Raw genomic sequence first — 24,605 nt, forward strand, 5'->3', positions numbered from 1 at the left:
AGGCACATGAGTACGACAGACAAAGCGAGCACCGACCCGTCCGCCGCGGCGGACCCCACCGACGCCGCGGCAGGTGCGCAGCTGTCCACCGCGCCGCTGGAGGACAGCCCGGGCGGGCCGGCCGTCGGCATCGGCGTGATCGGCTGGGTCCGCTGGTTCTGGCGGCAGCTCACCTCCATGCGGGTGGCGCTGATCCTGCTCTTCCTGCTGTCCCTGGGCGCCATCCCCGGCTCCCTCGTCCCGCAGACCAACGTCGACGCGATGAAGGTCGTCGCATGGAAGCGCGAGCACGCCTCCTACGTGGACGTCGCCGAGGCCCTCCAGCTCTTCGACGTCTACAGCTCGGTGTGGTTCTCCGCGATCTACCTGCTGCTCTTCATCTCGCTCATCGGCTGCATCGTGCCGCGCTCCTGGCAGTTCGTCGGCCAGCTCCGCGGCCGTCCGCCGGGCGCCCCCCGACGTCTGGACCGGCTCCCCGCGCACACCACCTGGCGCACCGGGAAGACCCCGGACGAGGTCCTGTCGTACGCGAGGACCGTGCTGCGCGGCAGCCGTTTCCGCACCGAGGCCGGCACCGGCCACGTCGCGGCGGAGAAGGGCTACCTCCGCGAGGCCGGGAACCTGGTCTTCCACGTCGCGCTGATCGTGATGCTGGTCGCCTTCGCCTGGGGCCAGTACTTCAAGTCCGAGGGCGGCAAGCTGGTCCTGCGCGGCAGCGGCTTCTCGAACACGCTCACCCAGTACGACGACTTCAAGTCCGGCGCCCTCTTCGACCCGGACGACCTGCCGCCCTTCAGCTTCACGCTGGACCGGTTCGACGCGACGTACGAGATGACCGGCCCGCAGCGGGGCACCCCGCGCGACTTCAAGGCGTACGTCACCTTCTCGGACGGCGCCCACGGCACTCCGCAGAAGCGTGAGATCCAGGTCAACGAGCCCCTTGAGGTCGACGGCTCCAAGGTCTACCTGCTCGGCCACGGCTACGCGCCGATCGTCTCGGTGACCGACCCCACCGGCAAGGTGATCTTCAAGGACGCCGTGCCGGTGCTCCCGCAGGACGCCAACCTCACCTCCACCGGAGCCGTCAAGGTCACCGACGGCTACAAGGACAAGGACGGGAAGAAGGAGCAGCTCGGCTTCAACGCCGTCTTCGTGCCGAGCTTCGCCGGCGAGGGCATGGGCACGATGTTCTCGCAGTTCCCGGCCCTCCTGAACCCGCAGCTCATGCTCAACGCCTTCCACGGCAGCCTCGGCGTGGACTCGGGACTGCCGCAGAACGTCTACCGGCTCGAAACCGCCAAGATGGTGCCCTTCAAGGACGAGTCGGGCCAGCAGTTCAAGCAGAAGCTGGCGCTCGGCGACACGATGACCCTGCCGAACGGGGCGGGCACCGTGAAGTTCGAGGGCATCGAGCGGTGGGCCACCTTCTCCGTCACCCACCAGCCCGGCAGCGGCCTCGCCCTCGCGGGCGCGATCGCCGCCATCGCGGGCCTGGCAGGATCGCTGTTCATCCAGCGCCGCCGGATCTGGGTCCGCGCGGTCACCGGCAAGGACGGCGTGACCGTCGTCGAGATGGCCGGCCTGGGCCGCAGCGAGTCCACCCGGCTCCCGCAGGAACTGGCGGAGCTCGCCGCCAAGCTGCACCAGGAGGCGCCGACCGCGCCTGCTGCAATGGCCGAACCACGTGTTGAAGAAACCCCTGAAGGAGAGCGCGGATGACGCCGCTCGCAGCCGCAGCCAACGAGAACCTGGCTGAGATCAGCAACTACCTGATCTATTCGTCGATGGCGGTCTACACGCTCGCCTTCTTCGCGCACATCGCCGAGTGGACCTTCGGCAGCCGCAGCAAGGTGGCCCGTACGGCCGCCGCGCTGACCGCGGCCAAGGAGGCCGGAGCGGCCGGAGCGGCCGGAGCGGCCGGAGCCGCCCCCGCCGTGCAGGTCCGGGGCACGGCCGGGGCCACCGCGGTCCTCGACCAGCCCAAGGTCACCACCCGCTCCGCCACGGGCATCCGCGACGTACCGGACGGCCCCGGTGCCGCCGGCGGCACCGTGCAGGGCGACCTGTACGGACGGATCGCGGTCTCGCTGACCGCGCTCGCCTTCCTCGTCGAGGCGGCCGGGGTCGTCGCACGGGCCATGTCGGTGCAGCGGGCCCCCTGGGGCAACATGTACGAGTTCTCGATCACCTTCTCCACGGTGGCCGTCGGCGCGTACCTGGTGCTGCTCGCCCTCAAGAAGAACGTCCGCTGGCTCGGCCTGATCCTGGTCACCACCGTCCTGCTGGACCTCGGCATCGCGGTGACCTGGCTCTACACCGAGAGCGACCAGCTGGTCCCGGCCCTGCACTCGTACTGGCTGTGGATCCACGTCTCCACGGCGATCTTCTGCGGCGCGGTCTTCTACATCGGCGCCGCGGGCGCGGTCCTCTACCTCTTCCGGGACGGGTACGAGGGAGCCCTGGAGGCGGGCCGCACGCCGGGGAAGTTCCGCAGCTCGATCATGGAGCGGCTGCCCTCGGCGGCCTCGCTCGACAAGTTCTCGTACCGCATCAACGCGGCCGTCTTCCCGCTGTGGACCTTCACGATCATCGCGGGCGCGATCTGGGCGGGCGACGCCTGGGGCCGCTATTGGGGCTGGGACCCCAAGGAGGTCTGGTCCTTCGTGACCTGGGTGGCCTACGCCTGCTACCTGCACGCCCGCGCCACCGCCGGCTGGAAGGGCCGCAAGGCCGCGTACCTCGCGCTCTTCGCCTTCGCCTGCTGGATCTGGAACTACTACGGCGTGAACATCCTGCTCAGCGGCAAGCACTCGTACGCGGGCGTCTGACCGGCGGGAGTGGGACGCTGGTGGCATGTCTCTCGTGAGCCGTGCCACCAGCGAGCAGCGCGCCGAGGACCACTGGCTGCTCCGCCTCGAGGTGCACCTGCCGTGCGCCTACGAGGCCCTGTGGCCCGCCCTGACCACCGCGGACGGGCTGCGCGGCTGGCTGGCCGAGGCGGACGTGCTGGAGCGCAGGCTCGGCGGGGCGGTCACACTGCGCCGGCCGGACGACGGGACCGTGGCCACCGGGCGGGTGACCGCCTGGGACGTGGAGCGGGTCGCCGAATACACGGTCGGCGGGTACGGGCGGATCCGCTTCCACCTGGAGCCGGTCGGGACCGATTCGACGGTGATCCGGTTCGTGAACGAGTTCCGCGGGCCGGAGGCCGGGCGACTCGACCACCTGGCGGGCTGGCACGAGCACTTCGAGCTGCTGGACTCGGCGCTGGCCGGGCGGCCGGCGGACTGGGCGGCCCGGACGGACACCCGCCGGGCGGCGCTGCGCGAGGCGTACGCCTCCCTCGCCCGTACGTAGGGGCCGCGGGCTCCTCTCACCACACCGGGCGCAGCGGCGGCAGTCCGCCCTCCCCGTGGAAGGTGCGCACGACGTCCCCGAGGCCCTGGCGCAGGGCGGTGAGGTCGGTGCCGCGGCCGAGTTCGGCCTCCAGCTCGTGCAGGATCCGGCCCGCGACGGCGAGGTGGTCATGGGCCGCCGGGGCCAGGACCACCAGCTTGCGGCGGCCGCCCTCGGGATGCGGCTCGCGGCGGACGTAGCCGCGCTTCTCCAGGTCGTCGACGATCTGTCCGGCGGCCTGTTTGGTCACCCCCAGCCGCTCGGCGAGCTCGGTGGCGGTGGCGCCGGGGCCCCTGAGGGCCTGGAAGGCCATGCCGTGCACCGGTCGCAGGTCCGGGTATCCGGCCTCTGCGACGCGCCGGGTGAACTCGCCCAGCAGCATCTGGAAGCCCAGGCCGAGCAGGAACAGCAGCTCGACGCCCTCGTTCTCGTCTCTCTTCACGCAAATATGGTGACACGGCCGGGTCAAGCTGCTTTACTCACTCGAAGTAAAGCAGCTTTACTTGCATGTTCCGAGACGGACGACGACGAGAACACGAGGACCCGCCTTGCACGTGATCAGCCCTGCCCCCGAGAACGTCACCACCACCCCCAACGCCACCATGACCGGCTTCGCCGCCCCCAGCCGCGGCAGCTCCGAGCTCAGCAGCTGGCACGTGGCCATGCCCGCCGGGGCCACCGGCCCCGAACACTCCGTCAGCCGCGAGCAGGTGTGGATCCTCACCGCCGGCTCCCTGGAGGTCACCTGCGACGGCCGCACCGAGAAGGTCACCGCCGGCGGGACCCTCGTCCTTCCCCCGGACACACTGCGCCGCATCCACGCCGGCGAGACCTTCGAGGCCCACGTCGTGATGCGCTCGGACGGCGTGGTGACGGTCCCGGGGGAGGAGGGCACCCGCATCCTGCCGTGGGCCCGGTAGCCGCCGGGGGTTGTCAAGCCACGGGAGTCAGGGGCGTGACGGGGTGCGGCCGCCGGGGCGCAATGGAGGCACGGCCCCGCCCGGTCGGGCCGGCCGATCCTCAGCAAGGAGCCCCGTCATGGCCCGCACCCGTACCCGCACCGGGTGGTTCGCCCTCGCCACCGTGTCGGCCCTCGCCGCGGGAGCGGTCTCGCTCTCGTCCGGCGCCTCCGCCGACACGCCGGGCCCCGCTCCGGCCCCGAAGCCGACGCCGACCGCTCCTGCTCCGCAGCCGACCCCGACCGCTCCCGCCCCGCGGCCGAGTCCCACCGCCCCCGCCCCGCGGCCGACCTCGACCGTTCCGCCGGGGCCGAAAGTGCCGTGGGCGGACATCCAGGACCTCTACGGCCGCAAACCGGGGCCGCGCCCCGGCACTCCCTGGGTGGGCCGGCCGTACGCGGACATCGGGGACCTGCGCCCCGGGCCCCGACCCAGCAATCCGTCCGGCCTCTTCGGCCAGGGCGGAGGAGGCTCCAAGGACTTCGGGAAGAGCCCCTGGTACTTCTACGTCGGCTGAGGCTCCGCCCGGCCGTCCGCAGGAGCCTTCAGTCCTGGTCCTTGTCCTTCTTCTCCTGCTCGTCGCGCAGCGACTTCAGGAACTCCGGGTTGTCGTCGGGCGCCACCCACTGCGCCCGGCGCGCCCGGCCGCCGCCCGACGCCCCCCGCTGCCTGCCCGCGAACAGCCACACCACCGGGCCCACGATGGAGAACAGCAGGATGATGATCACCCAGACCACCTTGGGGAGGTGCTTGACCTCCTGCTCCGGGGTGTTCAGGCAGTCGATGAAGGCATAGATGGTCAGCGCGAGGATCAGCAGGAACGGCAGATAGCGCAGCACGGTGTGGGACCGACTCCCAGTCAGTGACGGGGGGCCCACGTCGGGCCCCGGTGACGCCTCCAGGGTAGTTGGTGACGGATACTGACCCCTATGGCTTACGACGATCTCCGCTCGCTGCTCCGGGCTCTGGAGCGGGAGGGCGACCTCAAGCGCATCAAGGCCGAAGTCGACCCGTACCTGGAAGTCGGGGAGATCGTCGACAGAGTGAACAAGGCAGGGGGCCCGGCCCTGCTGTTCGAGAACGTCAAGGGTTCGGCGATGCCGCTGGCCATGAACGTCTTCGGCACCGACCGCCGCCTGCTCAAGGCCCTCGGCCTCAAGTCGTACGGCGAGATCAGCGAGAAGATCGGCGGCCTGCTCAAGCCCGAGCTCCCGCAGGGCTTCATCGGGGTCCGCGAGGCCTTCGGCAAGCTCGGCTCGATGGTCCACGTGCCGCCGAAGAAGATCAAGGGTGAGGCGCCCGTCCAGGAGGTCGTCCTCACCGGCGACGACGTGGACCTGGACCGGCTCCCGGCCCTCTTCACCTGGCCCAAGGACGGCGGGGACTTCTTCAACCTCGGCCTGACCCACACCAAGCACCCCGAGACCGGCGTCCGCAACCTCGGCCTCTACCGGCTCCAGCGCCACGACAAGCGCACCATCGGCATGCACTGGCAGATCCACAAGGACAGCCGCAACCACTACGCCGTGGCCGCGGCCAAGGGCGAACGGCTGCCGGTCGCCATCGCCTTCGGCTGCCCGCCCGCGGTGACGTACGCGTCCACCGCGCCGCTGCCGGGCGACATCGACGAGTACCTCTTCGCCGGCTTCGTCGCGGGCAAGCGGATCGAGATGGTCGACTGCAAGACGGTCCCGCTCCAGGTCCCCGCCAACGCCGAGGTCGTCATCGAGGGCTGGCTGGAGCCCGGCGAGATGCTGCCGGAGGGCCCGTTCGGCGACCACACCGGCTTCTACACCCCGCAGGAACCCTTCCCGGCCCTGAAGATCGACTGCGTGACGATGCGCAAGCGTCCGCTCATCCAGTCGATCGTGGTCGGCCGGCCGCCGACCGAGGACGGCCCGCTCGGCCGCGCGACGGAGCGGTTCTTCCTTCCGCTCCTCAAGATCATCGTGCCGGACATCGTGGACTACCACCTCCCCGAATCGGGAGGCTTCCACAACTGCGCGATCGTCTCGATCGACAAGAAGTACCCGAAGCACGCCCAGAAGGTCATGCACGCCATCTGGGGCGCCCACATGATGTCGCTGACCAAGCTGATCATCGTGGTCGACAAGGACTGCGACGTCCACGACCTGCACGAGGTCTCCTGGCGGGCCCTGGGCAACACCGACTACTCCCGCGACCTCACCGTCGTCGAGGGCCCGGTGGACCACCTGGACCACGCCTCGTACCAGCAGTTCTGGGGCGGCAAGGCGGGCATCGACGCGACGAAGAAGCTGCCCGAGGAGGGCTACACCCGCGACGGCGGCTGGCCCGACATGGTGGAGTCCGACCCGGCGACGGCCGCCCTGGTGGACCGCCGCTGGAAGGAGTACGGACTGTGAGCCCCATCGCCGTGGGCGGCCCCGAGTTCTTCATCGGCACCTCGGAGCGGTACGTCGCCCTGATGCGCCCGGAGATCGACCCGACGCAGCCCGGTGTGCTCCTCGCCGCCGAGCAGGCGGGCGTCAGCCCCGAGGAATTCGCGGGGTCCGGCGACACCTGGGCCCTGATGTTCGACGTGGACGGGGAGGGCGGCGGTTTCGAGCTGCCCGGCGCACGGGACACCGAGGCGGACGGCTTCGCGGAGCAGCTCCAGCAGGCCCTGGCGGCCGGGGAGCCGTTCACCGCGGAGGCCGGGAACTTCCTGCTCCTCGACGCCCGCCCGTCCGGGGGCGACTGGGAGGTCACCGCACGCGTCACCCCGCCCGAGGGGCACGACGACGACACCGTCCGGACCCTGGAGCTGGGCGCCCTCCCGGCGGCGGAGCTCACGGCCGACCTCGAAGAGTTCCGCAGGAGCCTCGCATGACCTCCGCCGCCGAAGCCCTTCAGGGACCCGGCCCCGCCCCGCAGGCAGGGAAGGTCAAGGCCTTCCTTCGGCTCGTGCTGATCGAGCACTCGGTCTTCGCGCTGCCCTTCGCCTACATCGCGGCGTTCACCGCCATGTTCCAGCTCGACCGGCGCGTCCACTGGGGCGTCCTGCTGCTCGTCACCATCTGCATGGTGGGGCTGCGGACCTTCGCGATGGCGGCCAACCGGATCATCGACCGCGAGATCGACGCCCGCAACCCGCGCACGGCGAGCCGTGAGCTGGTCACCGGCGCGGTGTCGGTCCGCGCGGCCTGGACCGGCGCCGGTATCGCGCTGCTGGTCTTCCTCGGCTCGGCGGCGCTGCTGAACCCGCTGTGCCTGGCGCTCGCGCCGGTCGCCGTGATCCCGATGGTGGTCTACCCGTACGGCAAGCGGTTCACGAACTTCCCGCACGCCATCCTGGGCCTGGCCCAGGCGATGGGCCCGGTCGGGGCCTGGCTGGCCGTGACCGGCGAGTGGTCCTGGGACGCGGTGCTCCTGGGCCTGGCGGTCGGCGTGTGGATCGGCGGCTTCGACCTGATCTTCGCCTGCCAGGACGTGGCCGCCGACCGGGCGGAGGGCGTCAAGTCCGTCCCGGCCCGCTTCGGCGTCCCGGCCGCCCTCTGGGGCGCGCGCGGCGCGCACGTCGTGACCACGGCCCTGCTGGCCTGGTACGCACTCGCCACGGACGCGGGCGCGCTGTTCTGGGCCGGCCTGGCGGTGGTCGTCGCGGCCTTCCTCTACGAGCACACGATCGTCAAGCCGCACGACCTGTCCCGCCTGAACCGCGCCTTCTTCACGGTCAACGGCTTCATCGGGATCGCCCTGTTCGTGTGCGCCCTGGGCGATCTGGCCGTACGGGGCCTGAGCCTCTAGCCGGCGGCCGGTGCGCGGCGCGGGAGGGCGAAGGCCGCCGCCGCGCCTGCCAGGAGGCCGAAGAGGTGGCCCTGCCAGCTGACTCCCGAGTCCGTCGGCAGGATGCCCAGGAAGATGGTGCTGCCCCAGACGGCGGCGATCACCACTGCCACCACCACGCCCAGCGGACGCCGTTCCACGAAGCCGCGGACCAGCAGGTAGCCGAAGAGGCCGAAGATCAGGCCCGAGGCGCCCGCCGTGATGGTGTCCGAGGGGGAGACCAGCCAGACGCCGAGACCGTCCACGACGGCGACGGCCGCGCACACGGCGAGGAAGCGGCGGATGCCGCTGAGGGCCGCCACGAAGCCGAGGGTCAGCAGCGGGACGGTGTTGGCCGCCACATGGTCGAAGCCGAAGTGGAGGAAGGGCGCGAGCGGTATCCCGGTGAGCCCGTCCGGCTCGCGGGCGATGATCCCGTACCCGTCCAGCGCATGGCCGGTGGCCGCGTCCACCAGCTCGATCAGCCACAGCAGTGCCACCCAGCCCGCCATCAGCTTTCCGGCCGCCTTGGCCCGGTCGAGCTGCGTCCAGCCCGCTTCCGCCGTCGTGCTCATCTTCCTCGTCCCCCTCGCCACGTCCCGTCACGGGAACGTCCGGACACCTTACTGAGTGCCCATCGGCGGTGGCCGGATAGTCTCGGAGGTATGACTGAGCGCAAGCGCACCCCGTGGGTGGTCGGGGTTTCCGGGGCGTCCGGGACGCCGTACGCGGCGGCGGTGCTCCGCGGGCTGCTCGCCGCGGGCGAGAGTGTCGACCTGGTGGTGAGCCGCGCCTCGCGTCTCACTCTGCTGGACGAGACCGGGATCGCCTTCCGCGACGCGCACTGGCGCGAGGACCTCGCGGAGTGGCTGGCCCGTGGCGCCGACGGCAAACCGGGGACCTTCGAGGCCCCGGCGGCCGACGCGGACATCCGGTACTGGGGTGCGGGAGACCTGGCGGCGGGCCCGAGTTCGGGCTCGTACCCGGTCAAGGGGATGCTCATCGTCCCCGCGTCCACGGCCTGCGTGGCGGGGGTGGCGCTCGGACTGTCGAAGGACCTGCTCCAGCGCGTGGCGAGCGTGACGCTCAAGGAGCGGCGCCGGCTGGTGGTCGCGGTGCGGGAGACCCCGCTGAACGGTCAGACACTGCGGCATCTGGTGGCGCTGGACGAGGCGGGCGCGATCGTGCTGCCCGCCTCTCCGGCGTTCTATACGGGTGCGACGCACATCCAGGATCTGGTGGACTTCGTCGCGGGGCGGGTGCTGGACGCGGCAGGTGTGCCGCACCGGCTGTACCGCCGTTGGGAGGGGGAGCTGGGAGGCTCCCGTACTCCCCGGGGGGCAAGCGCCGGTGACTAGGCCTTCTTCTTACGGCCGAGCGGCTTGCGGGCCTTGTCGACGCGGTGGGCCGCGGCGGGCTGGTGGGCACGGGATCGGTTGGCCAGCTCCTGGAGCTCCCGCATGTGTGCGTAGGCCATCTCGATCGTGAACACGGTGAACCACTCCTGAAGATCGTCATTGATCAGCGATAAGATTTCACAGGGTGTTGACCCTGTGTGCCTTAGATTCTATACCTAGACTTGCAGGATCGCCGAATAATGGAAGGCTCCACGTAAATGGACACGGTGGACAGGCAGCTCATCCAGGCACTCCGGGAAAACGGTCGTGCCTCGTACGCGGAGCTGGGCCGTCTCGTGGGCCTCTCCGGCCCCAGCGTCACCGACCGCATCAACCGACTGGAGACGGCCGGGGTCATCACCGGCTACCGCGCGACGGTGGACTCGCGTTCGCTCGGCCTCGGCGTCACGGCGCTGATCGGGCTCTCCATGTCCGACGCCGCGGACCACGAGGACGTGGCCCGGCGGCTGCGCGACCTCAACGAGATCGAGGACTGCTGGTTCATCGCCGGCGACGACTCCTTCATGCTGAAGGTGCGCGCCAACGACGTGGACGGCCTGGAGAAGATCATCCGCAGGCTCTCCGGAACCAAGGGCGTCTCGCGCACCCGTACCACCATCGTGCTCTCCACCAAGTGGGAGAACCGGGTCGGGGAGCTGCCCGAGGAAGCCTGAGAGTACGGTGGGGCAGGGTTCGCAGGACAGGCAGAGGCATCTAGAGGAGGCGACCGGTACATGGACGCTGGGCTCAAGCGTGAGCTGGAGGAGAAGGTCCGCTCCGGCGAGCGGCTGACCCGTGAGGACGGTATCGCCCTCTACGAGTCGGACGACCTGGCCTGGCTGGGCGGCCTCGCCCACGAGGTGCGCACGCGCAAGAACGGTGACGTCGTCCACTTCAACGTCAACCGGCACCTCAACATGACGAACGTGTGCACCGCCTCGTGCGCGTACTGCTCGTTCCAGCGCAAGCCGGGCGAGAAGGACGCGTACACGATGCGCATCGAGGAGGCCGTGCGCCTGGCCAAGGCCATGGAGAACGACAACCTCACCGAGCTGCACATCGTCAACGGCCTGCACCCGAACCTGCCGTGGCGCTACTACCCGCGCTCGCTCTCCGAGCTGAAGAAGGCGCTGCCGAACGTCTCGCTGAAGGCGTTCACGGCGACCGAGATCCACCACTTCGAGACGATCTCCGGTCTCACGGCGTCCGAGATCCTGGACGAGCTGATCGAGGCGGGCCTGGAGTCGCTCACCGGCGGCGGCGCGGAGATCTTCGACTGGGAGGTCCGGCAGCACATCGTCGACCACCGCACCCACTGGGAAGACTGGTCGCGCATCCACCGGCTGGCGCACGAGAAGGGTCTCAAGACCCCCGCGACCATGCTGTACGGGCACATCGAGGAGCCGCGCCACCGCGTGGACCACGTGCTGCGGCTGCGCGAGCTGCAGGACGAGACCGGCGGCTTCCAGGTCTTCATCCCGCTGCGCTACCAGCACGACTTCGTGGACATGAAGGACGGCAAGGTACGCAACAAGCTCCAGGCGCGTACGACGATGGCGACCGGCGCCGAGGCGCTGAAGACCTTCGCCGTCTCGCGACTGCTCTTCGACAACGTGCCGCACGTCAAGGTGTTCTGGGTGATGCACGGCGTGCAGACCGCCCAGCTCGCGCTGCAGCACGGTGCGGACGACATGGACGGCTCGGTCGTCGAGTACAAGATCACGCACGACGCGGACAACTACGGCACCCCGAACAAGCTGGGCCGTGACGATCTGCTGGACCTGATCCGCGAAGCGGGCTTCCGTCCGGTCGAGCGCAACACGCGCTACGAGATCATCCGCGAGTACCCCGGCCCGGACGCAGACCTGCGCGAGACCCCGCAGGCGATGCGCGTCTGACAGCCCGGTCCGGCCTCTTCCGGTCAGTCGAACCCCGGCCCCTGGGCCGGGGTTCGGCGTTTTCTGGACGCGCCGATTGGGTAATGGATAAACTCGCCATATGACCCTTACTTTCACCCTGGACCCGGTCGTCGACCCTGCCCTGCGTGATGGAATCCTGGCGCTGTGGGCCGACGTCTCCAACGCGGGCGGCGCCGTGGGCTTCGTGCCCCCGGTCACCTCCGACGAGGTCCGCCCCGCGCTGGACAAGCACCTCGCCGGCGTCGCCGGCGGGAGCTGCCGGCTGCTCGTCGGGCACGACGGGGACGGGGCGGTCGCCGCGACCGCCTTCCTCGTCCACAACTCGCACGCGCTCCAGCTCCACTGGCTGTGGGCCTACACGGTGATGGTCCATCCGCGCCACCAGGGCAAGGGGTACGGGCGCGAACTGATGGCCGCCACGGAGGCCGCGGCCCGTTCCCTCGGGAACATCGACGCCGTCCGTCTCACCTGCCGCGGCGGCCTGGGCCTGGAGCACTTCTACGCCTCCTGCGGCTACAAGGAGGTCGGCCGCGTCCCCGGCGCGATCCGGGTGGCCCCGGGCGACGACCGCGACGACATCGTGATGCTGCTGCCGCTGCACTGACCGGCGGCCGCACCCGCTGCCGCACCCGCCGCCGTACCCCGGAGGGCCGCGGCGGGGTGGCGGCGTGCTTCACTGGACGGGCATCAGCCGCCGCAGACCACGACGAGAGAGAAGGGGTCACCGTGTCCCTCAAGCCGAGCGCAACGATCCGCTACACCGCGATGCGCCTGGGCATCTTCGTCGGATGCCTCGTCGCCGTCGCCGGCCTCGTCCGGCTGGGCTGGGTGCCCGCCGGGCTCGGGGACGCCAACGTGGCCTGGGTCGTGCTGCTCGCCCTCGTGATCTCGGCCCCGCTCTCCTTCGTCCTCCTGCGCAAGCAGCGCGACGAGATGTCCCAGCAGATCTCCGGTCGCGTCGCGGGTGCGAAGCAGAAGCTCGCCGCGAACCGCAGCCAGGAGGACCAGGCCGACGACGCGGCGCGCGTGAGCTCGTAACGCCCCAGTTGGCTTCATCACACATCGAACCGCCCCAGCACCGGGTATACCGCCCGTAATGCTGGGGCGTTCGCGTTTTCCCGGTCTGCGCAAGGGGGCCTCTTGCGCCGCTGTCTCAAAGCACCCCTTTGAGATTCTCAAAGGAGAAGTGTTAGCGTGTTCAACATGTTGACCACAGTTGCGCACCCCATGATCACGAGCGTTCCGCTCGTGATGCGCCTGCACGTCGACCTCTGCCGCCGCGCGTCCGCGGCCTGTTGCTGTTGAGCTGAATCGATACAGCAGCCGTCCCGGCCGGCCCTTCCGGCTGCTGCCGCACCGCTTCGCCACCGCAGTACTTCCCCCCTGTCTTCGTGCGTCACCTCCGGAGAGTGTCCGTGTCCGCGACCCCCCAGGCCCCTGCCAAGGCCTCGTTCAAGTTCCCCTTCTGGGCCCAGATCGTCGCCGGTCTCGCCCTCGGCGTCCTCTTCGGCTGGATAGCCCGCAGCCAGGACGTCAGCTGGCTCGCCACCACCCTGGAGAAGACCGGCGACATCTTCATCCAGCTGCTGAAGCTGGCCATCGCCCCGCTCGTCTTCTTCGCGATCCTGGTGTCGATCACCAACCTGCGGAAGGTGAACAACGCGGCACGGCTCGCCAGTCGCACGCTGCTCTGGTTCATGATCACGTCGCTGATCGCGGTCGGCATCGGCATCGGCATCGGCCTGCTGACCGACCCGGGTTCCGGTACCGGCCTCACCGCCGCGGACGGCAAGGACCCCAAGCGGACCGGCTCCTGGATCGACTTCCTGACCGGGATCGTCCCGACGGACATCGTCACGCCCTTCACCGAGCTGAAGGTCCTGCAGATCGTCTTCCTGGCCGTCGTCGCCGGTATCGCCGCCCTCCAGCTCGGCGCCAAGGCCAAGCCGGTCCTGGACCTCGCGGAGTCCGCCCTGGAGCTGCTCCAGAAGGCCCTGTGGTGGGTCATCCGGCTGGCTCCGATCGGCACCATCGGCCTCATCGGCACCGCGATCGCCACGTACGGCTGGGACCTGATCGGCAAGTACGCGACCTTCACCGCCGACGTCTACATCGGCTGCGCCATCGTCATGTTCGGCGTGTACCCGCTGCTCCTCGCGACGGTCGCCAAGGTCAGCCCGCTGCAGTTCTTCAAGGGCGCCTGGCCCGCCATCCAGCTCGCCTTCGTCTCCCGCTCCTCGGTCGGCACCATGCCGGTCACCCAGAAGGTCACCGAGCGCCTCGGCGTCCCGAAGGAGTACGCCTCCTTCGCCGTCCCGTTCGGCGCCACCACCAAGATGGACGGCTGCGCCGCGATCTACCCGGCACTCGCCGCCATCTTCATCGCGCAGATCTTCGACGTGCAGCTGGGCATCAAGGAGTACCTGCTCATCGTCTTCGTCTCGGTCATCGGCTCGGCCGCCACGGCCGGCCTGACGGGCGCCACCGTCATGCTGACGCTGACCCTCTCCACGCTGGGCCTGCCGCTCGCGGGCGTCGGCCTGCTGCTGGCGATCGACCCGATCCTGGACATGATCCGCACCGCCACCAACGTGGCCGGCCAGGCCCTGGTCCCGGTCATCGTCTCGGCCCGCGAGGGAATCCTGGACAAGGAGGCCTACGCCTCCGCCTCGGCCTCACTGCTGGACGAGCCGGCCCCGGCCACCGAGCAGGTCGTGGTCGCGGCCTGACCCGCCCCGCACCCGCACCGCACCGTGTGCGCCGCAGCCCCCGCCCTCGTCCCCGGGCGGGGGCTGCGGCGTTCGCAGGGCCTTCCGCCCCCGCCCTCGGAGTCCGGCCGTCGGAGCCGTCAGACCGTCTGCGCGCGGAAGTACGCGACCGTCGCCAGAAGGAACGGTGCGGCGAACCACCACCGGCCCATCGTCCGGCGGAACAGCGGGGTGATGGTGACCAGCAGTCCTACGAGGCACAGCACCAGGGAGCAGCCGGACATGAAGCGGACGGTGTCGCGCATCACCTCGTCGCCGGGCTCCGCCCGCAGCGTCAGGGCGGCGTAGCAGGTGAACACCGCGGGGACGTAGCCGAGGGCGAGCGGTATCCCGAGGACCCACTGCAGGCAGCCGCGGTCCTCGGGCAGGTCGATGTTCTCGCGGGGGAGCCTCATCCGAGCGTCGCGCCGCGGACGTACGCGATCAGCCCGAGGACGATGGGCGGGGCGAACCACCACAGGCCCATGGTCCGGCGCACGCTCGGGACGAGGGTGATGAGCAGGCCCAGGGTGCTCAGGGACACGGAGATGAAGCACATCGCGGAGACGCCCTCGTAGCCCTGGTGGTCCCACTCGGCCCGGGGTCCGGCGAAGAGGGCCGCCCACACGGCGACGGCGTTGAGCAGGTGGATGATCCCGAGCGGGACACCCAGTACCCATCGCAGGCAGCCCCGGTCCTCGGGCAGGTCGATGCTCTCCCGGGGATACGTCATCGCATGGCGTCCTTCGCTCGGCCGAGGTCCCCGACGAACCGGTCACCGTAGCCCTGGGCCTTGGGGAGGTCCCAGTAGGGCCCTCCGTTGTAGCGCGCGGCGATCTCCCGCATCTGGGCCTCCGTCATCCGGTCGGCGGGCACGTCGGCGAGACCGCTCTCCGCCTTGATCTGCGCCAGGTGTCCGGCGGCTATGAAGGCATTCTGCTTGGGGTCCTGCAGGGCCTCTTCGACCAGGGTCCGCTGGTGGTCGGTGAGGTTCGCCGGGTCGTAGCCGAGCACTTCGGCACCGCGCCGCAGCTGGATGGCGATCGGCCCGTAGGAGGTCTCGTCCGGATTCCCGCCGAGACGCCACGGAAGGTTCTCGGGGGTGACCGGGCTCAGGCCCCAGGGAGCCGCGGCCTGTTCGCGGATCGTGCCGGTCACGTCGTCCAGCAGGCCGGGCTGATAGCCGCCGATCTCCTGCCAGGCCACGCCCGCGACCAGCTCTTCCGGCAGGCCCGCGTTCCTGGCCGCCGCCCGCAGGACCTCCTTGTTCCGGGAGATCCAGTCCGCGTGCATCTCGTCCGTGACGAGGGGGATCCAGTAGTTGTCGGCGGCGTCCGGCAGCCCCGCGACCCGCATCCGGATGTCGCGGAGCTGCGGGGAGACCGGGGTGTCCGGCCCCACCGGACCCGTCATCTCCTTCTTCGGGCCACTGCCCGGCAGATGGGTCAGGGGGTTGGTGCGGGCCTCAGCCGCCTCGCGGCGGATGTCGGCCATGGCCGCGTAGAGGTCGACCCCGCCCGCCCCGCCCTTCAGCCTGAACTCGGGCAGCAGCTCGTACGCCTGCTTGAGCGCGTGGACGCAGGAGCTGCGCGCTTCCTGCTCGGTGGTCCCGGCCAGCCGGAAGTTGCCGCCGGCGTCGTCGTGGAGGCGGTCCGCCTCCTCGCGGATGTCGTCCACGTCCATCGTGAGCTCGGCGAGACCGTCGAGGAAGCCGGTCGTCGCCCGCATGTCCTCCCACTGGCGCATCGGCTCCGCCTCCTGGGCGGTGCGGGTGACCGCGGTGCCCTTCGTGGCGATCAGGGCGGCCAGCTTGCGCTCGGAGCCCCGGCCGTTCGAGTAGTGGGACTTGGCGGTCGTCAGGGCCGCCGCGTACGCGTGCAGGGCGCTCGCGGCCCTGTCGTACCCCTCGGCGATGTGCTGCACGAGCTGCCGGGCCTCGGAGAGGCGCGAGGTGTACGTGTGGCTGCCGTCGCTGTGCCATTCGGTGCCGGTCTCGGCCCGCCGGGCGGGCTCCTCGGCCTGGACGAGCAGATCGCGCAGGCGCTTGAACTCGGCGGCGTTGCGTTCCACCAGGGCCGGGTTGCACTCCTCCAGGAACTGGACGTCCTTGCGGTGGCTGAGCCCGCTCACTTGGCCTCCGGTTTCACGTACTGCCCCGATTCGAGGAGGCTGCCGAGGAAGGAGCGGGCGGTGTCGTCGTCCACCTGCGCGAAGCCGGTGCCGGCCGTCTTGAGGCGGGTGGCCAGGGCGGCGAGCAGGCTGACCGTGTCCTTGAACTGGTCGTCGGCGAAGCGGGCGAAGCGCAGGACCTCCGTGGAGACGTCGGCATGGGCCCTTGGGGCGCGTGCCATGGTGCTCGCGTCTCCGTCGGGCCGGCCCTCGTGGAGGAGCGCGGCGATCTCGATCAGCAGGTTGGCGTTGCCGTTGATGGAGGCGGCCCCGGCCACCAGGCTCCCGGCCGGGCTCGCGGGCGCGCCGCCGTCGGGGGGTGCCTGATTGAGCCGCATCACGGGTGACTGCTGTGCGAGGGCGGCGGCCTTGTGCTGAGCCCACTCCGCGTCGAACGACATGTATCCCCTGGGGAGTTGATAACTGGACATGGCCAGAATCAGCTGGTCATGTCCATGCTAATACGGGGATTTCCGCATGGGCCCTCGGCGGCGCCGATATGGACCGGAGACGCGGAAGGCGTTCGTACGGTTCCGCCGGCCGCCGGGACCGGGTCGCGGGAATCCGCGACGCGGGGCTCCTGCCGCCCCGGGACATCGGACGGGAACCGGGTCGCGGGATACCGGGATCCGGTGCGCCTGGACGCGTAAAGACCCAAAGAACCGGGGGAAATGACCAACCGACCAACCCCACCGGCCGGCGTCGCCCGGACGGGTGAATCGTGCCAACTGGGCTGGATTTACTACTGGTTGGCTGGCATATGCTCGCCCCGACAACCGCAGACATGAGACGGCCCCCGGTGGGACTGCAATCCCGGCCGAGGGCCTGACCATCTTAGGAAGTGGCTCGCTTCCCCATGGCTCTTCAGCACCCTAGCGCGGTCTCGCGCGCCTCGTCCCGAGTTCCCTCAGGGACCCCCCGATCCGGTGTCATCCACGTCAACGTGCGCCACGCGAGTCACTACACGGTGGTCGGCAACCACCTCCTCCAGCACCGCGAACTGTCGGCGACGGCGATCGGGGTCGCGGCCCACATCCAGTCGCTGCCCGACGGGGCCCCGATCGGCGTCAAGGCGCTGACCGCGCGGTTCCCGGAGGGCGAGATCCGGATCGGTTCCGCGCTGCGGGAGCTGGAGAGGCACGGCTATCTCCAACGCCGGCGCGAGCGGCTGCAGACCGGGCGGGTGGTGACCCGGACGTACTCGTACAACAGGCCGGAGGCCGCCCCGGACGAGCCGCCGCTGCCGCCACCTCCGCCCCAGCCACCTCTGGAGCCGGAGCCGGAGCCGGAGCCGGGCCTGGAGCCGCAGTCGGGGCCGGGCCTGGAGTCGGAGCCGGGGCCGGACCTGGAGCCGGGTCCGCAGCCCGAGCCTGTCGCCCCGGCGGAGGTGGCCGGGCCGGGCCCGCACCCCGGTGCGCTCGAACTGCTCGCCGGGCTACGGCGCCACGACCCGCGGCTCCTGCTCTCCGAGCGCGACGTACGGCGCCTCGCGCCGGACGCCTCCGCCTGGCTGGAGCGCGGGATCGCCCCCGACGCGGTCGCGCGGGCCGTGTCCGCGGACCTCCCCGACCAGATGCGCAACCCCGCGGCCGTCGTCGCGTACCGCCTCACCAGGCTGCTCCCGCCCCGGCTGCCCCCGGCCCCGGTGGCCCCGCCGGTCCGGGATGCCGAAGCGCCGCACCCGCTCCAGAACTGCGACGGCTGCGACCGCGCGTTCCGTGCGCCGTACCCGCGCCGCTGCCGCGACTGCCCGCCGGCCGACCCGGGCGCGGATGCGGCCTGAAGGGGCGGGACCCGGCCGACGCCCCTGAGGCGGGCCCGGCCGGTGCGGGTCAGGAGCCCGCGGCGCGGATCGAGCCCGTGGTGGGGCCGCTCGGGTCGCCCACGAAGCAGGTGACCTCGCGGTCGCCCCGGATCCAGGTGGTGGCCTGCGGGTAGTAGTAGTACACCTCGAGCTTGTCCGAGACCTTCGCGTCCTTGCCCAGGTACGTGGTGAGCGCGGTGCCCCCGCACTTCTCCTCGGCGATGGACACGACCTTCTCCTCGCCCGGGTACAGCCCGCCCTCCAGGTCGAAGACGGAGTACGCCTCGCCCTTGTGCGGCTGGTCGCAGGGCACGATGCGCACCGAGAGGGCGGCCTGGCTGCCGTCCTCGGCGTTGTACTTCGACAGGTCGTCGCTCGTGTTGAAGCAGTCCCCCGCCTTGATGTCGCTCACGCCGCCGGCGACCGGGGCGGTGACCTGGCCGCCGGTGTCGCGCTTCTTCGTGGTGTCGTCGTCCAGCGCGCCGGAGAGGCCGAGGGCGATGAAGATGCCGTAGAACGCGATGGTCGCGCCGTGGATGACGATCGCCGCGATGGCGAGGCCCTTGCCCTTCTCACCACGGGACTTGATCTGGGAGAGGGCGACGAAACCGAGGATCAGCGGGACCAGCGGGATCGCGCAGACGATCGACATGACGAACGCCACGATGGCCAGCGGGTTGGTCTTCTGCGACTGCTGCGGGTACCAGCCCGGCTGTCCCGGCTGGCCGTACGGCGGCTGACCGGGCTGCTGCCCCGGCTGGCCGTACGGGCCCGGCTGGCCGTACGGGCCGGGCTGGGGCTGGCCGTACGGACCGGGGGACGACGGAGGCTGCGGTGGTATGGACATGCGTGTGGAGCTCCTTGCTCAGAGGGTGAGACGCGTCAACGGCCCGGCAGTCGCAACGCACCGACACGTGCCCGTCCGTGGTCTTTACGCCGCCCCTACGCTACCTGCCGGTGCGGCGCCGGCCGGGACGGGTTCCGTCCGTGCGGCGGACGGCCGCGCTCGGGCCGAACGCGCTCCCGCAGCCCGCCCGGCGGTCGACCGATTCCACCGTGTGCCGGTGCGGGCCGGCGGGTCGCCCGGCCGTGGGCCCCGCGATTTCACCGACTGCGTCGTGGCCACCGCCGCGTCCGGGGTGTGGGGCGGTGGCGTGGAGCGTCGGTGAAGAACCCCTCCATGGTCTGGCCGGGCCGGTTGCCGCTCCGTAGATTACCGGCGGTAACGCTTGCGCCGAGCCGAGGAGAGATCACCGTGGCATCCGAGTTGAGGCTGGTCAGGCCCGTAGAGCCGGTGGAACCCGTCAAGACCGTGATCGACGGAGTGGTCCGTGAGGTACGGGTGCCCGCGCTGGTCGGACCGCCGGACCGGGGGTCCCTCGGGGACCTCCCGTTCCACAACGCCTGGGAGGCGCCCGGCGAGGCGGTGCTCGCCCGCAAGGACCGCGACGGCGTCTGGCGCGACGTCACGGCCGCACAATTCGCGGCCGAGGTGCTCGCCGTGGCCAAGGGCCTGATCGCCGAAGGGCTCCGCGAGGGCGACCGGCTCGCCATCATGGCCCGTACCACCTACGAATGGACCCTGCTCGACTTCGCCGGATGGGCCGCCGGGCTGGTCACCGTACCGATCTACCCGACCTCCTCGGCCCTCCAGGCGCGCTGGATCATCCAGGACTCCGGGGCCGTGGCCTGCGCCGTCGAGGACACCGCCCAGGCCCGGCTGATCAGCGCCGAGCGCGGCAACCTGCCCTGGCTGACGCACCTGTGGGAATTCGACACCGGAGCGATCGCCCGGCTGGTCAAGGTCGGGGAACGCATCCCGGACGCGGTGGTGCACAACCGGCGGGCCGCCCGCACGCCGGACTCCGTCGCCACCCTCATCTACACCTCCGGCACCACCGGGCAGCCCAAGGGCTGCGTGATCACCCACGCCAACTTCTACGCCCAGGTCGACAACGCGGTGGAGCTGTTGCACCCCGTCTTCACATCCGTCAGCAAGGACCCCGCCTCCACCCTGCTGTTCCTGCCGCTCAGCCATGTCTTCGGGCGGATGGTGGCCATCGGCTGCATGCGGGCCCGCGTCAAGCTCGGGCACGCGCCCAGCATCCGTACCGAGGACCTCCTCGCCGACCTCGCGGGCTTCCGGCCCACCTTCCTCCTGGCCATCCCGTACGTGCTGGAGAAGGTCTACAACACCGCCCGGGCCACCGCGGAGAGAATGGGCCGGGCCTCCTCCTTCGACCGGGCCGCCCGCATCGCGCGGCGCTTCGGCGAGACCGTCGAGGGCAAGGCCCCCGGCCTCGTGCTGCGCCTCGCCCGCTCCCTGTACGACCCGCTCGTCTACCGCCGGATCCGCGCCGCGCTCGGCGGCCGCGTCCGCTACATCCTGAGCGGCGGATCACCGCTCGGCCGACGGCTCGCGGCCTTCTACACCGGCGCCGGCATCGAGGTCTTCGAGGGCTACGGGCTGACGGAGACCACCGGCGCGAGCACCGTGACCCCGCCGCAGCGGCCCCGCCTGGGCACCGTCGGCTGGCCGCTGCCGGGCACGGCCGTACGGATCGCGGACGACGGAGAGGTGCTGCTGGGCGGCCGCCACGTCTTCGCCGGCTACTGGAACGCCGCGCAGGCGGCCCCGTACGGGAGCTGGCTTGCCACCGGCGACATCGGCGAGCTCGACGCCGACGGCTACCTCACCATCACCGGCCGCAAGAAGGACCTGATCATCACCTCCGGCGGCAAGAACGTCGCTCCCGCACCGCTGGAGGACTGGCTGCGGGCCCACCCGCTGGTCGGCCAGTGCATGGTCGTCGGCGACAACCGGCCCTACATCACCGCGCTGATCACGCTGGAACCCGACGGGCTGCAGCACTGGCGCCAGATGCACAAGAAGCAGAACGTGCCGATCCGTGAGCTCGTGCAGGACGAGGAACTCCGGGCGGACCTGCAGCGGGCGGTGGACGAGGCGAACCGGCTGGTCTCGCGCGCCGAGTCGATCCGCCGCTTCGCCGTCCTCCCGCGCGATTTCACCGAGGCGCGCGGCCACCTGACGCCGTCGCTGAAGCTCAGGCGCGGCGCGATCGCCCGTGACTACGCGGACCGGATCCAGGAGCTGTACCGGGGGCCGCGGGAGGACTGGGCGGGGGAGGGCTGAGCGCGTGAGGAGCGAGCGCGCGAGGAGTGAGCGCCGCGATGCCGCCTGCAGGCCGTCTACTTCCCGGCGGCCGGGCGGTAGGTGCACACGTGCACGCCGGCCGGGCTGATGGCCGTGGAGACCAGTTCGAGGGTGCGCAGGCCGCCGTCCGCGGGGAAGATCGACTTGCCGCCGCCGAGCAGCACCGGCATGACCATCAGCCGGAGTTCGTCGACCAGGCCCTCGCTCAGCAGGGTGCGTACGAGGGTGGGGCTGCCCATGACCACGAGGTCGCCGCCCTCGGCCCCGTGCAGCTCGCGGATGCGGTCGACCGCCTTCTCGCCCGCGATCAGCGTGGTGTTGTTCCATGCGAGGTCGGACTCGCCCAGGGTCCGCGATACGACGTACTTCGGGAGGGAGTTCATCCGGTCGGCGAACGGATCGCCCGCTCGGCCGGGCCACGCCGCGGCCATCGTCTGCCACGTGCGGCGTCCGAACAGCAGTGCTCCGGCGTTCTCCATCGCCCCGGTGAAGGAGCCGCCCACCACCTCCGGGTCGAAGAACGGGTGCGACCAGCCGCCGTGGGCGAACTCGCCGTCGTTGTCCTCGCCCTGACCGCCCGGGGCCTGTACGACGCCGTCCAGACTGATGAACTCGGTGATGACGATGCGCATGGGAGTCGTTCCTCTTCCTCGGTCCGGTGTGTACGCAAGGCAGACCGCAGCGCCCCCTGGAACTCATCGTCCCCGGCGGGGTTTTCTTCAGCGATCTTCAGTGATCCGGATCACATGCCGGTGATTCCAGGGGTACCGTATCCGGCCATGGCGGGATCTGCTCCCACCTTCGGCTGTCTTCGGTCGTCGTCCATGAGGCGTGTCGGAACCATGGCTCATCGGGGTAATTCGGGCAGGGAGTTGGGCATTCTGTTCGTTCGGCCGCGAGACCCCGGTGAAGCCGAGACGAATGGTGCGCCACATCTCCCGGCGGGACGGCGAGTCGCCTTCGAATAACTGATAGACAGTGGATATTCACGGCTGGACCAGCCGTAGACCTTTGACGGCTCCTTGGGGGGATCGCCGCACTGTGAAGCCGCTTCACCGTCACCTCGTCAACACCTCGCGCAAGGTCCTGTGCACGGCCGCGCTCGCGGCCAGCCTGACCACCGCCGCGGTCGTGACCAGCCCGTCGACCGCCGACGCGGGAGAGTCCGAGCCCACTCCGGACAGTCCGCAGGCCGCCGACCGCGGTGACGCCCGGCTGGACCTGCCCGACATCGTCGCCGACCCGCCGCCGGCCGGGGCCGGCGCGCAGGAGGGGGCCAGCGGGATACCCGCGACCGCCCTCGACGCCTACAACCGCGCCGAGGTGTCGGTGGCCGCGGCGCTCCCCGGCTGCAAGCTGCCCTGGCAGCTGCTCGCGGGCATCGGCCGGGTCGAGTCCGTCCACGCCTCGGGCTACGGCCTCAAGGCCGACGGCTACACCGAGAAGCCCATCCGCGGCCCCCGCCTGGACGGCAACGGCTTCGCCGAGATCCGGGACACGGACAAGGGGGAGTGGGACGCGGACGCGGTGTACGACCGCGCCGTCGGCCCGATGCAGTTCATCCCCTCCACCTGGAAGACCTGGGGTGCCGACGGCAACGGCGACTCCAAGCGCGACCCGAACAACATCTACGACGCGGCGCTGGGCGCGGGTCTCTACCTCTGCGCGGGCGACCGTGACCTGTCGGTCGCGGCCAAGCTCGACTCGGCGATCCTCAGCTACAACAACTCCCGCGAGTACGTGAACACCGTGCTCGGCTTCATGCGGCAGTACCAGAACGGTGGCGCCGCCGAGGTGCCGAACCCGCCCGCCGGGAACTACCCGACGCAGCCGCCCGGCACCACCCTGCCCACGCCGTCGCACGTGCCGACCCCCACGACGAAGCCGACACCGACCCCCACGCCCACTCCGACTCCGACTCCGAAGCCCACTCCGACGCCGGAGCAGCCGAAGCCGCCCGCCGCACGCCTGGCGGAGCTCACGGTCATCGGTGGTCCCGGCCTCACGGCCGAGGCGGGGGCGGCCTTCGCGGAGGTCCCGCGGGTCAAGGTGCTCCTCAGTGACGGCAAGCCCGCCGTCAACCAGGAGGTCATCTTCGCGGTCGAGAAGGACACCACCGGCGGCACCCGCTTCAGCACCGCCGACTCCCTGGTGGTCAAGGCGGGCGCCGACGGCATCGCCGCCGCGCCCGGGCTGAAGGCGGGCTCCAAGGCCGGCACCTTCACGCTCCGCGCCTCGGCCTACGACGCGCAGGGCGGGTTCACCCAGAACTTCGACGGCAAGGTCACCGTGACGGTCGCGGACAAGCTGGCCCGTGCCGGCGACGCGAAGCCGCTGGAGACGGTCGCCGGTACGAGCGTCAAGGACGTGGAGGTCTTCGCGACCTCCGCCGGGAAGGCCGTCGCGGGTACGGAGACCGTGGCCGACCTGGTCGTGAAGGACGCTGACGGCAAGTGGGTGCCGGTGGACCCGGCGACCGCGAAGGGCCCGTACTTCAAGGACGAGGCCGGCAAGAAGGTCTTCGGCCGGCTGCTGCCGAAGTCGGGAGCCGACGGCAAGATCGTCCTGCCGGAGCTGTTCACGACGGACGTGGTCCCGGGGACCTACTTCGTGCGTCTGACGACCAAGGAGAACGTGACCCTGGTCCTGGAGCTCAAGATCACGGCTCCGGTCACGACCCCGGCCCCCGCGCCGGACCCGGCCCCCGCGAAGACGGCGGCCCGCCCCTGAGGCAGCCCGCCCGACAGCACAGTGGCCCCCGGCACCGTTCCCACGGTGCCGGGGGCCACTCGCTTTCCCCCGCCCTTCGGGAGGGGGAAAGGCAGGAGCCCTGCCGGATCTGCTCGCGCAGAGGGGACAGGGCTCCTTGGGTACTGCTTTTCCAACCCGCGATGAGAGTTGGCCCAGGCGACTAGGCCGGGGTGACGTTCTCCGCCTGCGGGCCCTTCGGACCCTGCGTGACGTCGAAGTTCACCGTCTGGTTCTCCTCGAGGGAGCGGAAGCCAGAGGCGTTGATCGCGGAGTAGTGGACGAAGACATCCGGGCCGCCGCCGTCCTGGGCGATGAAGCCGAAGCCCTTTTCAGCGTTGAACCACTTCACGGTTCCGGTAGCCATGAGCCCTCCTATGGGCCAAAGGGTCGCCCTGCTCCAGAACCTGCTAAGAAGTCTGAAAACTACAAAAGCCTGCGGGTCACATTCTCCGCAGGCCTCGTACTGCAAGGGAAACCAAACTGCAACTTGCGTCGAGCCTAG

28 protein-coding genes are annotated in these 24,605 nt (G+C 70.7%); 17 read left to right on the forward strand and 11 right to left on the reverse strand.

All coding sequences use genetic code 11. The annotated features are described in order from the left end of the window. Positions 1 to 6 precede the first annotated feature (6 nt). From OG753_RS24625 to OG753_RS24635, 3 genes are read left to right on the forward strand one after another with little or no spacing between them, the layout of a single operon-like run. Positions 7 to 1,719, forward strand: a complete 1,713-nt coding sequence (locus tag OG753_RS24625; protein WP_405790158.1) for a cytochrome c biogenesis protein ResB — start codon at positions 7 to 9, stop codon at positions 1,717 to 1,719. Continuing rightward, positions 1,716 to 2,828, forward strand: coding sequence for a c-type cytochrome biogenesis protein CcsB (gene ccsB / locus OG753_RS24630; RefSeq protein ID WP_405790159.1), 1,113 nt, complete (start codon positions 1,716 to 1,718; stop codon positions 2,826 to 2,828). Before OG753_RS24625 ends, ccsB begins: the two co-directional genes overlap by 4 nt. A gap of 25 nt (positions 2,829 to 2,853) precedes the next feature. Continuing rightward, entirely contained in the window at positions 2,854 to 3,357 is a 504-nt protein-coding gene (locus OG753_RS24635) for an SRPBCC domain-containing protein (RefSeq protein WP_405790160.1), read from the forward strand. Positions 3,358 to 3,373: 16 nt separating this feature from the next. Here OG753_RS24635 and OG753_RS24640 read toward each other — a convergent pair whose 3' ends face one another. Next, positions 3,374 to 3,838, reverse strand: a complete 465-nt coding sequence (locus tag OG753_RS24640; RefSeq protein ID WP_383200952.1) for a MarR family winged helix-turn-helix transcriptional regulator — start codon at positions 3,836 to 3,838, stop codon at positions 3,374 to 3,376. 112 nt (positions 3,839 to 3,950) lie between these two features. Between OG753_RS24640 and OG753_RS24645 the strand changes: the two genes are divergently transcribed. Together OG753_RS24645 and OG753_RS24650 are read left to right on the forward strand one after the other, a co-directional pair. Further along, entirely contained in the window at positions 3,951 to 4,316 is a 366-nt protein-coding gene (locus tag OG753_RS24645; protein ID WP_405790161.1) for a cupin domain-containing protein, read from the forward strand. Positions 4,317 to 4,434: 118 nt separating this feature from the next. Then, positions 4,435 to 4,872: a hypothetical protein gene (locus OG753_RS24650; protein WP_327263861.1), complete on the forward strand. Its 438-nt coding sequence runs from the start codon at positions 4,435 to 4,437 to the stop codon at positions 4,870 to 4,872. Positions 4,873 to 4,900: 28 nt separating this feature from the next. On the opposite strand, the gene OG753_RS24655 is transcribed toward OG753_RS24650, so the two are convergent. After that, complete coding sequence (locus OG753_RS24655) at positions 4,901 to 5,194, reverse strand: PLD nuclease N-terminal domain-containing protein (protein ID WP_327263862.1); 294 nt, start codon at positions 5,192 to 5,194, stop codon at positions 4,901 to 4,903. 90 nt (positions 5,195 to 5,284) lie between these two features. On the opposite strand from OG753_RS24655, the gene OG753_RS24660 reads away from it, so the two are divergent. The 3 genes from OG753_RS24660 to mqnP are packed head-to-tail and all read left to right on the forward strand — an operon-like array spanning position 5,285 to position 8,123. Then, a complete protein-coding gene (locus OG753_RS24660) occupies positions 5,285 to 6,739 on the forward strand; it encodes a menaquinone biosynthesis decarboxylase (protein ID WP_327263863.1) in 1,455 nt (484 codons plus the stop codon). Then, positions 6,736 to 7,206 (forward strand): hypothetical protein, encoded by a 471-nt coding sequence (locus OG753_RS24665; protein WP_327263864.1) that lies wholly within the window; start codon positions 6,736 to 6,738, stop codon positions 7,204 to 7,206. The genes OG753_RS24660 and OG753_RS24665 overlap by 4 nt, the downstream gene beginning before the upstream one ends. Beyond that, entirely contained in the window at positions 7,203 to 8,123 is a 921-nt protein-coding gene (mqnP, locus tag OG753_RS24670) for a menaquinone biosynthesis prenyltransferase MqnP (RefSeq protein ID WP_327263865.1), read from the forward strand. Before OG753_RS24665 ends, mqnP begins: the two co-directional genes overlap by 4 nt. Here the strand turns inward: mqnP and OG753_RS24675 are convergent. Next, complete coding sequence (locus tag OG753_RS24675) at positions 8,120 to 8,716, reverse strand: rhomboid family intramembrane serine protease (protein WP_327263866.1); 597 nt, start codon at positions 8,714 to 8,716, stop codon at positions 8,120 to 8,122. The genes mqnP and OG753_RS24675 overlap by 4 nt on opposite strands. A 90-nt stretch (positions 8,717 to 8,806) precedes the next feature. Between OG753_RS24675 and OG753_RS24680 the strand changes: the two genes are divergently transcribed. Beyond that, complete coding sequence (locus OG753_RS24680; RefSeq protein WP_405790164.1) at positions 8,807 to 9,499, forward strand: UbiX family flavin prenyltransferase; 693 nt, start codon at positions 8,807 to 8,809, stop codon at positions 9,497 to 9,499. On the opposite strand, the gene OG753_RS24685 is transcribed toward OG753_RS24680, so the two are convergent. Beyond that, positions 9,496 to 9,633, reverse strand: coding sequence for a hypothetical protein (locus tag OG753_RS24685; RefSeq protein ID WP_189733807.1), 138 nt, complete (start codon positions 9,631 to 9,633; stop codon positions 9,496 to 9,498). The two genes, OG753_RS24680 and OG753_RS24685, sit on opposite strands and share 4 nt — an antisense overlap. A gap of 123 nt (positions 9,634 to 9,756) precedes the next feature. Between OG753_RS24685 and OG753_RS24690 the strand changes: the two genes are divergently transcribed. The 5 genes from OG753_RS24690 to OG753_RS24710 all read left to right on the forward strand — a co-directional run bounded on the left by OG753_RS24690 (position 9,757) and on the right by OG753_RS24710 (position 14,186). Beyond that, positions 9,757 to 10,212: an Lrp/AsnC family transcriptional regulator gene (locus tag OG753_RS24690; RefSeq protein WP_030710106.1), complete on the forward strand. Its 456-nt coding sequence runs from the start codon at positions 9,757 to 9,759 to the stop codon at positions 10,210 to 10,212. 60 nt (positions 10,213 to 10,272) lie between these two features. Continuing rightward, entirely contained in the window at positions 10,273 to 11,436 is a 1,164-nt protein-coding gene (mqnE, locus tag OG753_RS24695; protein ID WP_327263868.1) for an aminofutalosine synthase MqnE, read from the forward strand. A gap of 100 nt (positions 11,437 to 11,536) precedes the next feature. Next, positions 11,537 to 12,061, forward strand: a complete 525-nt coding sequence (locus OG753_RS24700) for a GNAT family N-acetyltransferase (protein ID WP_327263869.1) — start codon at positions 11,537 to 11,539, stop codon at positions 12,059 to 12,061. 161 nt (positions 12,062 to 12,222) lie between these two features. Further along, positions 12,223 to 12,495, forward strand: coding sequence for a DUF4229 domain-containing protein (locus OG753_RS24705; protein WP_327266890.1), 273 nt, complete (start codon positions 12,223 to 12,225; stop codon positions 12,493 to 12,495). A gap of 371 nt (positions 12,496 to 12,866) precedes the next feature. Further along, positions 12,867 to 14,186 (forward strand): dicarboxylate/amino acid:cation symporter, encoded by a 1,320-nt coding sequence (locus OG753_RS24710; protein ID WP_327263870.1) that lies wholly within the window; start codon positions 12,867 to 12,869, stop codon positions 14,184 to 14,186. 119 nt (positions 14,187 to 14,305) lie between these two features. Here OG753_RS24710 and OG753_RS24715 read toward each other — a convergent pair whose 3' ends face one another. From OG753_RS24715 to OG753_RS24730, 4 genes are read right to left on the reverse strand one after another with little or no spacing between them, the layout of a single operon-like run. Then, the gene (locus OG753_RS24715) at positions 14,306 to 14,620 is read right to left on the reverse strand and encodes a hypothetical protein (protein WP_327263871.1); all 315 of its coding nucleotides are present in this window, start codon (positions 14,618 to 14,620) and stop codon (positions 14,306 to 14,308) included. Continuing rightward, a complete protein-coding gene (locus tag OG753_RS24720; RefSeq protein WP_405790167.1) occupies positions 14,617 to 14,937 on the reverse strand; it encodes a hypothetical protein in 321 nt (106 codons plus the stop codon). Before OG753_RS24720 ends, OG753_RS24715 begins: the two co-directional genes overlap by 4 nt. After that, complete coding sequence (locus OG753_RS24725; protein WP_405790168.1) at positions 14,934 to 16,334, reverse strand: hypothetical protein; 1,401 nt, start codon at positions 16,332 to 16,334, stop codon at positions 14,934 to 14,936. The genes OG753_RS24720 and OG753_RS24725 overlap by 4 nt, the downstream gene beginning before the upstream one ends. Next, positions 16,331 to 16,774, reverse strand: coding sequence for a hypothetical protein (locus tag OG753_RS24730; protein ID WP_405790170.1), 444 nt, complete (start codon positions 16,772 to 16,774; stop codon positions 16,331 to 16,333). Before OG753_RS24730 ends, OG753_RS24725 begins: the two co-directional genes overlap by 4 nt. Positions 16,775 to 17,229: 455 nt before the next feature. On the opposite strand from OG753_RS24730, the gene OG753_RS24735 reads away from it, so the two are divergent. Further along, complete coding sequence (locus tag OG753_RS24735) at positions 17,230 to 18,156, forward strand: helix-turn-helix domain-containing protein (protein ID WP_405790172.1); 927 nt, start codon at positions 17,230 to 17,232, stop codon at positions 18,154 to 18,156. 49 nt (positions 18,157 to 18,205) lie between these two features. Here OG753_RS24735 and OG753_RS24740 read toward each other — a convergent pair whose 3' ends face one another. Further along, positions 18,206 to 19,024: a DUF4190 domain-containing protein gene (locus OG753_RS24740; RefSeq protein ID WP_405790174.1), complete on the reverse strand. Its 819-nt coding sequence runs from the start codon at positions 19,022 to 19,024 to the stop codon at positions 18,206 to 18,208. 333 nt (positions 19,025 to 19,357) lie between these two features. Here OG753_RS24740 and OG753_RS24745 point away from each other — a divergent pair, with 333 nt between their 5' ends. Next, entirely contained in the window at positions 19,358 to 21,331 is a 1,974-nt protein-coding gene (locus OG753_RS24745; RefSeq protein ID WP_405792795.1) for an AMP-dependent synthetase/ligase, read from the forward strand. A gap of 56 nt (positions 21,332 to 21,387) precedes the next feature. Here the strand turns inward: OG753_RS24745 and OG753_RS24750 are convergent, their stop codons facing one another. After that, positions 21,388 to 21,984 (reverse strand): dihydrofolate reductase family protein, encoded by a 597-nt coding sequence (locus OG753_RS24750; protein ID WP_327263877.1) that lies wholly within the window; start codon positions 21,982 to 21,984, stop codon positions 21,388 to 21,390. A 409-nt stretch (positions 21,985 to 22,393) separates the two neighbouring features. Here OG753_RS24750 and OG753_RS24755 point away from each other — a divergent pair, with 409 nt between their 5' ends. Next, complete coding sequence (locus tag OG753_RS24755; protein ID WP_405790176.1) at positions 22,394 to 24,082, forward strand: lytic transglycosylase domain-containing protein; 1,689 nt, start codon at positions 22,394 to 22,396, stop codon at positions 24,080 to 24,082. Between the two features lie 181 nt (positions 24,083 to 24,263). Here OG753_RS24755 and OG753_RS24760 read toward each other — a convergent pair whose 3' ends face one another. Beyond that, positions 24,264 to 24,467 (reverse strand): cold-shock protein, encoded by a 204-nt coding sequence (locus OG753_RS24760; protein ID WP_030012116.1) that lies wholly within the window; start codon positions 24,465 to 24,467, stop codon positions 24,264 to 24,266. Positions 24,468 to 24,605: the final 138 nt, after the last annotated feature.

Origin of the sequence: Streptomyces sp. NBC_00029 (assembly GCF_045160505.1) — a bacterium.
GTDB lineage: Bacteria > Actinomycetota > Actinomycetes > Streptomycetales > Streptomycetaceae > Streptomyces.